Below are 12,662 nucleotides of genomic sequence, written 5' to 3' on the forward strand. Positions count from 1 at the left end.
ATTCACGACCTTAGGCGGTTTGCGTCTGCTGCACCGCCTGCTTGTCGGCCTGGCGCGTCCAGCGATTGGCCCGGACAAAGGTGCCGAAATCGTTGAAACGTACGCCATGCTCGCGCATCACCTTGTGCGCGAACGGCACGCTGAGCTGGCGGATATAGAAGGGCTCCTTGACCACGAAATGGTGGATCGCGTGGCTGCTGCCGAAGTTGAAGCAGAACGCCTGCAGCGGCCACAGCCACCAGGGGTTGAGCACCTGGGTTTGCTGGATCACGTTGCCCGCCTCGACATCGCCGTAGTAGTGCATGTTCGAGCTGACGAAGTGCAGGCAGAACGTGCGCAGTACGTTGGGGCCAACCAACACCACTACGGCGATATTCACCACTGCCATCACCTGCAAGGTGGTCGCAGACCAGGCTACAGGCGCACCGAGCGCGGCGGCCGTGAAATCGATCAGGTGGAAGCCAAGAAACACATACCAGGTGCCCCAATTGAGCAGACCCAGCGGCGCGTAGACCTTGAGTGTGCGGGTCAAAATCAATCGGCGGTGCTTGGGGTTCGTCGCCCGTAGCCAGCGAATAAACGAGCTCATCATGTTGTCGCCGACCATCAGCAGGCGGGCAAAGCCCCAGGGCTCGCCATTGGTGATGGCACGCTCTTCCGTATCCTGCTCGCTGCCGGACACCTTGTGATGATTAAGGTGTAGATGGCGGCGCACCCAAGGGTTGATCGTGCTCGGCCGCGCTAGCCAGACCAGCGCCATCATCAGGTTGTGCGGCTCGCGGCGCTTGCGAAAGTACATCGAGTGGATCAGGTCGTGCTCCAGCTCATGGGTCAGCGAGGCGAAGAAGGCATTCAGCAGCAAGCACGCCCACCAGGCCAGATAGCCGCCGATATACAGCGCCGCCGAAGCGATCATCCCAACCAGGGCGAAAGTCAGGATGCCCGCACCGAGGGCGTCCTGATGCTTAAGCAGGGGGAAGCGCTGGCGCAGTTCGACACCGTGGGCCATGACCTGTTGGCGGATCAGCGCGGCACGTTGTGCGTCATTTAATGCAGCAGTGCTTGCAGGGGAGTGGGGCATGCCTACATCCTCTTGTTGATGAGGCCACAACTGTGCCGCGAAGCCCGGGCCTGCGCCTGACCCTGAACGCCAACCTGTTGACCGGACCCGCCAATCTGCATGAATGCCGAACCCACAACCCTGGCCAGCTGGACCCGCGCCCTGCGTAAGCAGCTCGATACGCTGGGCCTCGACAGTGCCGCGTTGTGCCAGGCTGCGGGGCTGCAGCCGAGCCTGCTGGATGACCCCAACGCGCGCTGCCCACTGTCCATCACCACGCGCCTGTGGCAACTGGCGGTCGAGGCCAGCGGCGACCCGGCGCTGGGCCTGAAGACCTCGCAGTTCGTCAGCCCGACCACCTTTCACGCACTCGGTTACGCCCTGGTCGCCAGCAGCAGCCTGCGCGAGATGTTCGAGCGTATTGTGCGCTATCACCGGGTAGTCAGCGATGCACTGGAACTGGAGTTGCGCGAATGCGCCGACTGCTACGAATTCCGCTTCCGCGTACCGCCCGGCAGCCTGCCACCAGCCGCCGAGGCGCTGGATGCCTTTGCGGCGATCTATGTGCGCAGCTGCCGCAATCGCCTCGGTCGCGACTTCGCCCCACTGGCGGTGCATCTACAGCGTGCCGAACCGAAGGATGCGCAGCCCTGGCATGCAATCTTCCGCGCGCCACTGTTTTTTGCCGCACCTGAAAACCTGCTGCGCTTTCCCCGCACCGCCTTCGAGCAGCGCCTGGACGACGGCAACCCGGAACTGGCCGAACACAACGAGACGGTACTCAAGCGCACCCTCGAACAGCTGCAGCACGCCACCTGGACGCACAAAGTGCGCGCATGCCTGGAGGCCCAGCTACCGGATGGTGAACCGTCCGCCGAACGTATCGCGCAGACCCTACATATGAGCCTGCGCAGCCTGCAGCGTCATCTGGCCGATGAAGGCCTCAATTATGAAAGCCTGCTCGCCGACACCCGCCAGCGCCTGGCCCTACAGCACATGCGCGACCCGCGCTGCTCAATCAGCGAAATCGCCTACCTGCTCGGTTTCGCCGACACCAGCAGCTTCAGCCGGGCGTTCAAACGCTGGACCGGACAAGCGCCCAGCCATTACCGCGAAGGACTGAAACAGCCATGAAGCATTACGACCTGCTGTTGATCGGTGCCGGTCACGCCCACCTCGGCGTGCTGCGGCGCTGGGCGTTGGTCGAACGACCGCCTGGGCGGATCGCCCTGCTCACTGCCGGACCGGTGGCCTGGTATTCCGGCATGCTACCGGGGCTGCTGGCTGGACGGCATCGCCCGGAAGATTGCCAGGTCGAGCTGCAGGCACTGTGCCGCGCGGCTAAGGTCGAGTTGCTTATCAGTCCGGTGGAAAGCCTCTCTGCCGCCCAGCAGCAGGTGCAACTGGCTGACGGACAAACCCTCAACGCCAGCTGGCTGTCGCTGAATGTCGGCGCCCAGATTGCCACTCCCGAGCAACACGGGGATGCGATGCATCTGCTGGCGGTAAAACCCTTCGATAAGTTCCTGACTGGTTGGCAGCAATGGCAAGCCATGCCAGAGCCCATGGCGATTCTCGGTGGCGGCGCCGCAGGGGTCGAGCTGGCGCTGGCCTTGGCCGGAAAGGTGCCGCAGCTGGCGCTGTTCTGCGCCGGTCATCTGCTCGATGGTTTATCTGCTGGCGTGCGCCTGCGCGCCCTCGGCCATCTGCGCCAACGCGGCGTCTGGGTGCGTGAGGATTGCCCCATCAGCCGCATCGAGGCCGACTGCCTGTTCAGCGGCGACGAGCCAGTCTGGCGCGGCCAGCGGCTGTTGCTGGCCAGTGGAGCCAAGGCGTTTGCCTGGCCGGCCCACAGTGGCCTGGGCTGCGACGAGAACGGCTTTGTGTTGATTGCCCCGACTCTACAGAGCTACACCCATCCAACTATTTTCGCCGTGGGTGATTGCGCCAGCCTGCCCGGTGCACGCAAGAGCGGGGTGTACTCGGTACGCCAGGGTCCGGTGCTGGCGAATAATCTGAATGCTGCACTGCGCGGCCTGTCGCTCAAGCGCTACCGCCCACAACGACAGAGCCTGGCCCTACTCGCCACAGGCGACGGCGGGGCGTTGCTGGACTGGCATGGGCACAGCGCCGGCGGGCGACTCTTTGGGCGCTGGAAGGACTTTCTCGACAAGGGTTTTATCCAGCGTCATCGTCTTTAAGCACTGAACCACCTGCGACCAAAGTGCCATGGCCCTGAACCGCCATGGGTGCTCGAATCAACCTCCCACCAAAGGTTGGCCGCAGGGAGCGTCACCCGCTATGGTCTATAGAATTGCCAACAACGGCCGATTGCCTACCCAGGCATATCCAGCAGCACGCACTCCGGTTCCAGCAGGCATGGCCCGCCCACCCAACAGCGGCGCGCCACAGGCAGTTTCTGGTAGTGGTTTGACCAGAATAAAAATAATGAGGTTTGTCATGCGCTCTGCGTTTATTACCTATCCCAAGGCCTGCCTGCTGCATGCCATCGGACTGGCCGGGTTGATGGTGGCTTACCAGCAGATCCAGCTGCCTTGGTTTATCAGCATTCCGTCCTTTCTGCTGCTGGCCCTGTGGCCGTGGCTCGGGCCCTGGCAGCGCCAGCATGAAGAGCAGCCGGAGCACGTCAATCCGCAGCACGAGCCGTTCAGCACCCTGACCCAAAGCCTGTCACGGCACACCTGCCATAACGCCCTTGCCGCGGCCGAAGTGGCGCATGCCGCGCAACAGTTGGCCGGCAAACTGCAATCGCAGTTGAGCGCCACCGAGCAGATCAACCAGGCCGCCGAGGCGATCACTCATACCGAACAGGACAACGCCCAGCGCGCGGAACAGACCCTGCTGGCCGCGCAGAGCGTGCGCCAGAACAGCAGCAGCGGGCAGCAGGAACTGCGTGAGGCAATTGATGCCATGCAGCACCTGAGCGCGCAGACCGCCACCAGCCGCGAGCTGATCGACGGCCTCAGTAGCCGCACCGAACAGATTGAGAAAGTCACCCAGGTGATCCAGTCCATCGCCAGCCAGACCAACCTGCTAGCCCTCAATGCAGCCATCGAAGCAGCCCGCGCCGGCGACCTCGGCCGTGGTTTTGCCGTGGTTGCCGATGAGGTGCGCAACCTGGCCGGACGCACCAGCAGCGCCACCGAGGAAGTTACGCAAATTGTCAGTGATATCCGCCAGCAGAGCGCCGCCGTGGTTAGCCATATGCAACAACAGGCCGAACAACTGACCCTTGCCGCACAACAGGTCAAGCACACCGGCGAGCAGCTGCAGGGGATTGCCGAACTGGCAGTGGATGTGGAAAACCAGGTCAGTCAGATCGACAGCGGCACCCGACAGAACCATGAACGTCTGGCCGAGCTGTCAGTGGCGGTGGGTCAATTGCGCGGTGATGTGGGCGACAGTGAAGGGCAGACCCGTCAGCTCAGCAGCGCCGCCGAACGCCTGGTCGGGCAGGCGGAAAGCGTTAGTGAACAGCTCGCCGAAGTCGGCCTGGATGCCTACCACCAACACATCTATGACCTCGCTCGCAGCGCAGCGGCGCAGATTGCCGCGCAGTTCGAAGCAGACTTGCAGAGCGGCCGGGTAAGCATCAGCGATCTGTTCGACCGTCACTACCAGCCGATTGCCGGTAGCTTCCCAGCCAAGTACACGACCCGTTTCGATAGCTACGCCGATCAGATTCTGCCGGCCATTCAGGAGCCCCTGCTAAGCCAGCATGAAGGCTTGGTATTCGCCATCGCCTGCACCCCGGAAGGCTATGTGCCGACCCACAACAACGACTTCAATCATCCGCCCTGCGGTGATCGCACAGTGGACACCCTGAAGAGCCGCAGCAAGCGTCTGTTCAATGACCGCACCGGCATCCGCTGTGGCAGCCATCAGAAGCCCTTGCTGCTGCAAACCTATATGCGCGACACCGGCGAGCTGATGCATGACCTGTCCGTGCCGATCATGGTTCAGGGCCGCCATTGGGGTGGTTTACGCCTGGGCTACAAGCCAGAGCCTTAAGTTTGACCGGGGCTGGCCAGCGCCTGCTGTAACTCTTCCGCCACCTGCTGAATCTGCTGGCGCAGCCAACGCCGTAATCGATCGGTATCCGTGCGCTCATGCCAGATCTGCATGACCTCGACCCGCGGCAATGTCAGAGGCAGCGGGTGAATACGCAGATCGCTGTCATAGGCCACGGCCTCCTCGGCCACCGAACGCAAGCAGGTCAGCAGCAGATCAGTGCCACGTAACAAACGCGGTGGCGCGATGAAACTGGATAACCCGGCAGCCACTTTGCGCGCCTGACCACGCTCGGCGAGGGCACGGTCAACCAGGCCATTGAGGTCACCGGTGAGGGTGGTCAGCAGGTGTTCACAAGCGAGAAAGCCCTGCATATCAAGGCCCGCTTGTAGCTGCGGATTACTCTGCGAAGCCAGCACTACGAAATCTTCACTGAGCAGGCGCTGTTGCCGGAAGGTATCCGGCAGGTCGGCAAAGAAACCGGCAATGGCCAAGTCACAGGTGCCTTTCTCCAGCTCCTCGCGCGGCAGTAAACCGCGGGTGTTATGGGTGATCAGTTGCAGGCTCGGCGCCTGCTCACGCAAGCGAGGCAACAGACGCGGCAGCAGGATTTGCTCAACATAGTCCGTACTGTAGAGGTGAATGCGCTCTGCGCGGGCGAGGAAATCGCGGCCTTCGCAGCGCTCGTAGAAGCCCTCCATCTCACTGACCAGCCTCTGCACCAGCGGTGCCAGCTCATGCGCACGCGGCGTCGGCGTTAGCCCGCGCGGCGCACGCACAAACAAAGGGTCGGCGAATTCATGGCGCAACTTGTTCAGCTTGTGGCTCAGGGCCGGCTGGCTAAGCGCCATGCGCGCCGCCGCCAGCGAAGCGCTGCGCTCCTGATACACCACATGAAACACCAGCAGCAGGTTAAGGTCCTTGTTGGCGATATTCATAAATTGGATACCAGAAATAAAAACTTTTGAATTATCGAATCATAGTGGCGCTCCTATGCTGTACGCCACCCACGCTACACACGGGCATTTATCCCCATGGAGCACGCTATGAAGATTCTGCTGGTACTGACCTCCCACGACCAACTCGGCGATACCGGGCACAAGACCGGTTTCTGGCTGGAAGAGTTCGCCTCACCCTATTACGTGTTCAAGGATGCCGGTGCGCAGTTGACCCTCGCCTCGCCCAAGGGCGGCCAGCCACCGCTTGACCCGAAAAGTGATGATCCAGACGCGCAAACCCCAGCCACCAAGCGCTTCAAGGCCGACCCCGAAGCGCAACAGGTACTGGCTAACACCCTGCCGTTGAGTCAGGTAAAGGCCGATGATTTCGATGCGGTGTTCTACCCAGGCGGCCATGGCCCACTGTGGGATTTGGCCGAAGACCCCACCTCGATTGCCCTGATCGAACGCTTCCAAGTGCTGAACAAGCCTGTAGCCGCGGTTTGCCATGCACCCGGGATATTCCGCCACACCAAAGCAGCCAACGGCCTGCCACTGGTCAGCGGTAAGAAAGTCACCGGGTTCAGCAACAGTGAAGAAGCCGCGGTGCAACTGACCGAGGTGGTTCCCTTCCTGGTGCAGGACATGCTCATCGCCAACGGTGGCCATTACAGCAGCACCAACGACTGGCATAGCCATGTGGCGGTCGATGGCCTGCTGATTACCGGGCAAAATCCGGCCTCTTCGGATGCCACCGCCGAAGCGCTGATGAAGCTGCTGAAAAGCCACTAAGACTCGAGTGAACTGGCGTCCGGGTTGCGCGTAGCGTACATAGGGCAGCACACCACCTGAACGCCAGCCGGAGAGAATCTCGACCATGCAGCTCAACGCCGACTTCAGCCAACGGGCGCTGATCCGCCCGGATGACAGCCCCTGGGTGGCATCGCCAATGCAGGGTGTAGAACGGCGCATGCTCGATAGGATTGGCGAGGAGGTGGCGCGCGCAACCTCCATCGTGCGCTATGCACCGGGCTCTCACTTCAGCGCGCACCAGCACCCCGGGGGTGAAGAGTTTCTAGTGCTGGAAGGGGTGTTCTCCGATGAACGCGGTGATTACCCGGCCGGCACCTATGTGCGTAACCCGATCGGTAGCCAACATGCGCCGTTCAGCCGCGATGGCTGTACGATCTTCGTCAAACTCATGCAGTTTGATGCGGCAGATGATCAGCACGTCGTCATCGACAGCAACCGTGCCGAGTGGCGACAAGGGTTGGTTGCGGGTCTGCAGGTGTTGCCGCTGCATCAGCATGGCACCGAGCATGTGGCGCTGGTCCGTTGGGCGCCGGGCACCTATTTCAATGCGCACCGGCATTGGGGTGGCGAAGAAATTCTGGTGCTCGAAGGCACCTTTCAGGATGAGTTCGGTGACTACCCCGCCGGTAGCTGGCTACGCAGCCCGCACCTGTCGCAGCACACCCCGTTCAGTGAACAGGGCTGCCTGATCTGGGTGAAAACCGGGCACCTACCCGATTAGCCAAGGCTGGCCATCAAGCGTTTGTAGACACGCGTGCGCCGCGCGGTTTTCAGTTGCTCCACTATCAAGGCGCGCAACGGCGAGACCTGCGCATTGGTGCGCTTGCCTTGGCTGAGCTGGCGCAGTTGGAACTTCACCGTGGCCATATAAGCCAGCGAGGCAAACGCCTTGTTCTTCCAGCGAATCGCCGGCAGTTCCGCGCGGGCCTCGTGCTGCCCCGCCTGCCACTGTTTGGGCAGCGCCGGTTCAATGGCCAACGCCGTACCGATGCCGGCCATGGCCACGCCACTGGCCAAGACCTGCTCCACCACCGGCAGGCGACGAATACCACCCGTGACCATAATCGGCATCTGCGCCACGGCGGCTATCTCGCCGGCAAACTCCAGAAAATACGCCTCACGTGCCAACGTCCGGCCATCGCGTGAATCACCCTGCATCGCCGGCGCTTCGTAGCTGCCGCCGGACAACTCGACCATATCCACTGCCAGCTCATTGAGCAGCTGCACCACCTGCTTGGCATCGGCCTCTGCGAAGCCGCCACGCTGGAAGTCTGCCGAGTTGAGCTTGACCGCAACGCTGAAGCCCGGCGTAACGCTCGCACGCACCGCCTTCACCACCTCCAGCAGCAGGCGCGCACGGTTTTCCAGCGTGCCACCCCAGCTGTCCGTACGCTTGTTGCTCAACGGCGAAAGAAACTGGCTGAGCAAGTACCCATGCGCCGCATGAATCTGCACACCATTGAAGCCGGCTTGCTCGGCCAGCTGGGCACTGCGGGCAAAGCGCTGGATCAGTTCATGAATTTGCGCCTCATCGAGCGCCTTGGGCAGTGGGAACATTTTCGACAATCCACCCAGTTCCAACGCCACCGCAGAGGGCGCGACAGTCTGTTGGCCGAGATTGGCCTGCATTTGCCGACCGGGGTGGTTGAGCTGAACCCAGATCTGTGCGCCTTTACTTCGGCCGATACGCGCCCACTCGCGGAATTTATCCAGCTGCCGCTCATCCTCTAGCACCACACCGCCGGGCCCCGTCATGGCATGGCGGTCGACCATCACATTGCCAGTCAGCAGCAAACCAGCACCGCCTTCGGCCCAGGCCTGATACAGACGTAGCAACTCAGCGGACGGCCCTTGGCTGGCGTCGGCCATGTTCTCTTCCATCGCCGCCTTGGCAATACGATTAGGGATAACGCTGCCGTTGGGCAGTTGCAGGGCTTCGAACGCGCTCATGGAGAACTCCGGGGTGGTCAATGCCGCAAGCCTAAGGTTAAAGTCAACTTTAAGGTCAATAGCCCGGAGTGCAGAGAATGAAGATTGGTGAACTGGCTACACGCAGTGGGCTTGCGGCTTCACGCATCCGCTTCTACGAAGCCAGCGGACTGATCAACGCCCAACGCCAGGCCAACGGTTATCGCAGCTATCCGGAGCAAGCAGTGCAAACGCTAGGCATCATCAGCTGCGCGCAACAAGCTGGGTTCAGCCTGGACGAGATACGCCGCTTACTGCCACAAGCCGATTCACAGGGCTTGGGGCACGATGAATTGCTTGCCAGCTTGCAGCGCAAGATCGGCGAAATTGAGCTCATGCAGCAGCGCCTGGCGCAGAACAAGGCGCAACTGCTGAACATCATCGCCACCATTGAAAGCAAGCCAGAAGGCATGGCCTGCAGTGAAAACGCCGGACGCGTGCTGGCGAATATGCGCGACGCTCAGCCCCAGCAGTAGTCGCCTGCTTGAGTTCCTGCCCGGGGCGAAAGCGTCAGAGGGGTACAGCGTGTTGCAATTGCTCTGTGCCTTAGCTTTTCAGCTGACTGGCGAATTGCCCCACTGCATCGACCACCCGCTGAGCACCATCCTGAATTTCGACCATGACCGAGCCGGCCTCATTGGCCAGGCTCAAGCCTTGCTCAGCCTGCACACGGCTGCTGGCCATACTCTCTACGGCCACCTGAGCCAGGGTCTGGTTCTTTTGCACCACATCGACAATTTCTTTCGCCGCCTGGCTGGTGCGGGCGGCCAGACTACGAACCTCGTCGGCTACCACAGCAAAGCCACGGCCTTGCTCACCGGCGCGAGCAGCTTCAATGGCCGCATTGAGGGCCAGCAGGTTGGTTTGGTCAGCAATACCGCTAATGGTTTTAATGATCGTACTGATCAACTGCGACTGTTTATCCAGCGCCTCGATACCTTCCGCCGCCTCCTGCACCTGATGCGTGATCTTGCGCATCACCTCGACGGTCTGGTTCACCACTGCCGTGCCTTTCTGCGCAGTCGCATCGGTTTGTTGTGACGTGCTGTAGGCAATCGTGGCGGCCTCGGCAACAGCAATTTCCTGATTCACTTGGTCGGTAATTGCCGTGGCGAATTTGACCACTTTGTACAAGTTGTCATTGGCATCGTGCACCGGGTTGTAAGAGGCCTCCAGCCAGATAACGCGACCAGAACTGTCGATGCGCTTGAAGCGATCGGCGATGAATTCGCCGCGATTGAGTTTGACCCAGAACTCGCGGTAAGCCTGCGAGTTGTACTCTTCCGGCTCACAGAAGGTGCGGTGATGCTTGCCTTTGATCTGTTCCAGGCGATAACCCATGGCATCGAGAAAGCGCTGATTGGCCGTCAACACCTCACCCTGAAGATTGAACTCGATAACGGCGGTTGAGCGGAGCAGGGCGTTGATCAACCCCTCATGCTCTTTAGAGGTTTCGATGGTACGGGTCAGATTGGAAGAGCTAACGGTAAACCCCAGAAGTTGCTTTCGGCTGTTATACAGCGGCTGCCAGATAGAGCGCAGCCAGGCTGCTTTACCATTAGCGCTAAGTAGGCGAAACGCCCCGGTTAGATGCTTGCCCTGCTCCAGGGCCTGCATCAGCAACGCGTAATTGGGCTCCTTTCTAAACGAATCTGGAAGCAGGCTTCTAACATCACGGCCAATCAGGTCTTCATGGCGGTAGCCCATTTCACTAAGAAAGTTCTGGTTCACGTCCGTAATCTGACCTTTGGGGTCGAGATCCAACACCAACATTTCTTCGCAGAGCGACTCTTTGATCTGCCTAGTACGTGCGTACACTTCACGCAGTGCTTCCAGTTCTTGTTTCAGGTGTTTGCCAAACATGTGACCACCATGAGCGCGCAGTTTCTGGTTCTTGCATCTTCGGCTTGCCGGCGATTTTCTAAATGACCCGCAAAAAAAAATAGCAAGGCGTTACGTCCTGTAGCGTACGGAACAATTGCTGCGGTTCAGGATGGGACGTCTACAACTGCGTCACTCCTCTGCGCGGCTGCCTTGAAGTAAAGCCGCAGAACGGTGCAAAAACGAATGCCAATAGATTGATTTATTGGCCATGAATGGCCTGCATCATCGAAGCACCGCTCGGTTTACGAGCGTCACAGCCCGCTCAGTTGCACCTGCGAACGTCTGCATGCGTGGTTCGGAGCCTGAGGCGTGAGACGTGACGGCACACAATGTTTAGTCGCTTCGAACATGAACGTGTCAGAAATATGATTTAACCGGAACTCTTCAGCGTGCGAGTCTCTCGGCTCATGAGCTATTCACTCCTTTATCCGGCCCTTTTGCTTCGCGCGGGCACGCGTTATTCACTGCGCGCCTTCTGGGCGCTCTGGCACTGCCGGCATGCGCGGCCGCCAGACACCGCGTCTGCCTGAGCCTAACCAGACAATGCCGCCTAACCGGCGTGCCACAAAGCCTCGGTGCTTACCAGGCTACCTTGGGCCAAGCGCCCAATATCGAACAAGGAACACCGCAATGAACGCCGCCACCCAAGCCGTGACGCCTGCCGCCGAGCGCTGCCCGTCGTATTACAGCGCCACCCTCAATGAAGAAACCGACTACCCGACCTTACAAGGCGAGGTCAGCGTCGATGTGGTGATCATCGGCGGCGGCTTTACCGGCGTAGCGTCCGCCGTGGAGTTGGCTGAGCGCGGCCTGAAAGTGGCAATTGTCGAGTCCAACAAGATCGGCTGGGGTGCCACTGGGCGCAATGGTGGCCAGGTCACCGGCAGCCTGTCGGGCGATGCGGCAATGACCAAGCAGATGCGCAACACACTCGGCGAGGAAGTCGAAGACTTTATCTGGCACCTGCGCTGGCGCGGCCACGACATCATCAAAAAGCGTGTGGAGAAGTACGGGATCAACTGCGACCTAAAGCACGGTCACCTGCATGCGGCAATGAAGCCGGTGCACATGCACGAACTGGAAGCTACCTACGCTGAAGCTGTGCGCCGCGGCATGGCCGACGATGTAACCCTGCTCGACCGCGCCGGCGTGCGCAGCCACTTGGCCAGCGACCTGTACAACGGCGCTTTGAAAAACACCCGCAACATGCACCTGCACCCGCTCAACCTGTGCATCGGTGAAGCCAAAGCTGCCGCCAGCCTGGGCGCGCTGATCTTCGAGCACTCCGAGGTGCTGGAAATCGTCCATGGCGACAAACCGGCGGTGGTCACCGCCAAAGGCCGAATCAATGCCAAGCAGGTGCTGTTGGCCGGCGACGTGTACCACAAGCTGGAGCCGAAAAAGCTCAAGGGCATGATCTTCCCGGCCATGGGCGGCATCGTCACCACCGCGCCGCTGGGTGAGTTGGCCAAGCAAATCAACCCGCAAGACCTGGCCGTGTACGACTGCCGCTTCGTCCTCGATTACTACCGCATGACGGCTGACGGCCGCCTGCTGTTCGGCGGTGGCTGCAACTACTCGGGTCGCGACTCGCGGGATATCGCCGCCGAACTGCGCCCCGGTATCGAGCAGACTTTCCCGCAACTCAAGGGCGTCGATATCGACTTCCAATGGAGCTGCGCCATGGGCATCGTGATCAACCGTATCCCACAGCTGGGCAAGCTCTCGGATAATGTCTGGTACTGCCAGGGCTACTCCGGTCACGGCATCGCCACCACCCACATCATGGGCGAGATCATGGCCAACGCCCTGACCGGCACCATGGGCCATTACGACACCTTCGCCGCCTGCAAGCACATCAAGGTGCCGTTGGGTGATGTGTTCGGCAACCCGATGCTGGCCGCCGGCATGTGGTACTACCAGATGCTGGAAAAGCTGCGTTAAGCCATTCGCTTGTACTAAATCGC

11 protein-coding genes and 1 pseudogene are annotated in these 12,662 nt (G+C 60.8%); 7 read left to right on the plus strand and 5 right to left on the minus strand.

Features of this window, described 5'->3' with window-relative positions; translation table 11 throughout:
* Positions 1-10 precede the first annotated feature (10 nt).
* Positions 11-1,081, minus strand: a complete 1,071-nt coding sequence (locus tag ACIGEK_RS03035) for a fatty acid desaturase (protein ID WP_397491896.1) — start codon at positions 1,079-1,081, stop codon at positions 11-13.
* A gap of 99 nt (positions 1,082-1,180) precedes the next feature.
* On the opposite strand from ACIGEK_RS03035, the gene ACIGEK_RS03040 reads away from it, so the two are divergent.
* The 3 genes from ACIGEK_RS03040 (at position 1,181) to ACIGEK_RS03050 (ending at position 5,092) form a co-directional block, all read left to right on the plus strand.
* Positions 1,181-2,194, plus strand: coding sequence for an AraC family transcriptional regulator (locus tag ACIGEK_RS03040; protein ID WP_397491897.1), 1,014 nt, complete (start codon positions 1,181-1,183; stop codon positions 2,192-2,194).
* Entirely contained in the window at positions 2,191-3,261 is a 1,071-nt protein-coding gene (locus ACIGEK_RS03045; RefSeq protein WP_397491898.1) for an FAD-dependent oxidoreductase, read from the plus strand. Before ACIGEK_RS03040 ends, ACIGEK_RS03045 begins: the two co-directional genes overlap by 4 nt.
* Before the next feature lie 325 nt (positions 3,262-3,586).
* Positions 3,587-5,092, plus strand: a complete 1,506-nt coding sequence (locus tag ACIGEK_RS03050) for a methyl-accepting chemotaxis protein (protein WP_397493072.1) — start codon at positions 3,587-3,589, stop codon at positions 5,090-5,092.
* Here ACIGEK_RS03050 and ACIGEK_RS03055 read toward each other — a convergent pair.
* Positions 5,089-6,030: a LysR family transcriptional regulator gene (locus ACIGEK_RS03055; RefSeq protein WP_397491899.1), complete on the minus strand. Its 942-nt coding sequence runs from the start codon at positions 6,028-6,030 to the stop codon at positions 5,089-5,091. The genes ACIGEK_RS03050 and ACIGEK_RS03055 overlap by 4 nt on opposite strands.
* Positions 6,031-6,138: 108 nt before the next feature.
* On the opposite strand from ACIGEK_RS03055, the gene ACIGEK_RS03060 reads away from it, so the two are divergent.
* A complete protein-coding gene (locus ACIGEK_RS03060; RefSeq protein ID WP_397491900.1) occupies positions 6,139-6,822 on the plus strand; it encodes a type 1 glutamine amidotransferase domain-containing protein in 684 nt (227 codons plus the stop codon).
* A gap of 85 nt (positions 6,823-6,907) precedes the next feature.
* Positions 6,908-7,564 carry a cupin domain-containing protein gene (locus ACIGEK_RS03065; RefSeq protein ID WP_397491901.1) on the plus strand — a complete coding sequence of 219 codons (657 nt, stop codon included), beginning with the start codon at positions 6,908-6,910 and terminating at the stop codon, positions 7,562-7,564.
* Here the strand turns inward: ACIGEK_RS03065 and ACIGEK_RS03070 are convergent.
* Positions 7,561-8,793, minus strand: a complete 1,233-nt coding sequence (locus ACIGEK_RS03070; RefSeq protein ID WP_397491902.1) for an NADH:flavin oxidoreductase/NADH oxidase family protein — start codon at positions 8,791-8,793, stop codon at positions 7,561-7,563. The genes ACIGEK_RS03065 and ACIGEK_RS03070 overlap by 4 nt on opposite strands.
* A 77-nt stretch (positions 8,794-8,870) precedes the next feature.
* On the opposite strand from ACIGEK_RS03070, the gene ACIGEK_RS03075 reads away from it, so the two are divergent.
* Positions 8,871-9,287, plus strand: a complete 417-nt coding sequence (locus ACIGEK_RS03075; protein WP_397491903.1) for a MerR family transcriptional regulator — start codon at positions 8,871-8,873, stop codon at positions 9,285-9,287.
* Positions 9,288-9,357: 70 nt separating this feature from the next.
* Here ACIGEK_RS03075 and ACIGEK_RS03080 read toward each other — a convergent pair whose 3' ends face one another.
* Positions 9,358-9,903: a methyl-accepting chemotaxis protein gene (locus ACIGEK_RS03080; protein ID WP_397493073.1), complete on the minus strand. Its 546-nt coding sequence runs from the start codon at positions 9,901-9,903 to the stop codon at positions 9,358-9,360.
* Positions 9,904-10,674 (minus strand): annotated as a pseudogene (locus ACIGEK_RS03085) (PAS domain-containing protein); the annotation flags it as partial.
* A gap of 651 nt (positions 10,675-11,325) precedes the next feature.
* On the opposite strand from ACIGEK_RS03085, the gene ACIGEK_RS03090 reads away from it, so the two are divergent.
* Positions 11,326-12,639 carry an NAD(P)/FAD-dependent oxidoreductase gene (locus tag ACIGEK_RS03090; protein ID WP_397491904.1) on the plus strand — a complete coding sequence of 438 codons (1,314 nt, stop codon included), beginning with the start codon at positions 11,326-11,328 and terminating at the stop codon, positions 12,637-12,639.
* The last annotated feature ends 23 nt before the right edge of the window (positions 12,640-12,662 follow it).

This window comes from Pseudomonas sp. NPDC079086 (assembly GCF_044542155.1).
GTDB lineage: Bacteria > Pseudomonadota > Gammaproteobacteria > Pseudomonadales > Pseudomonadaceae > Aquipseudomonas.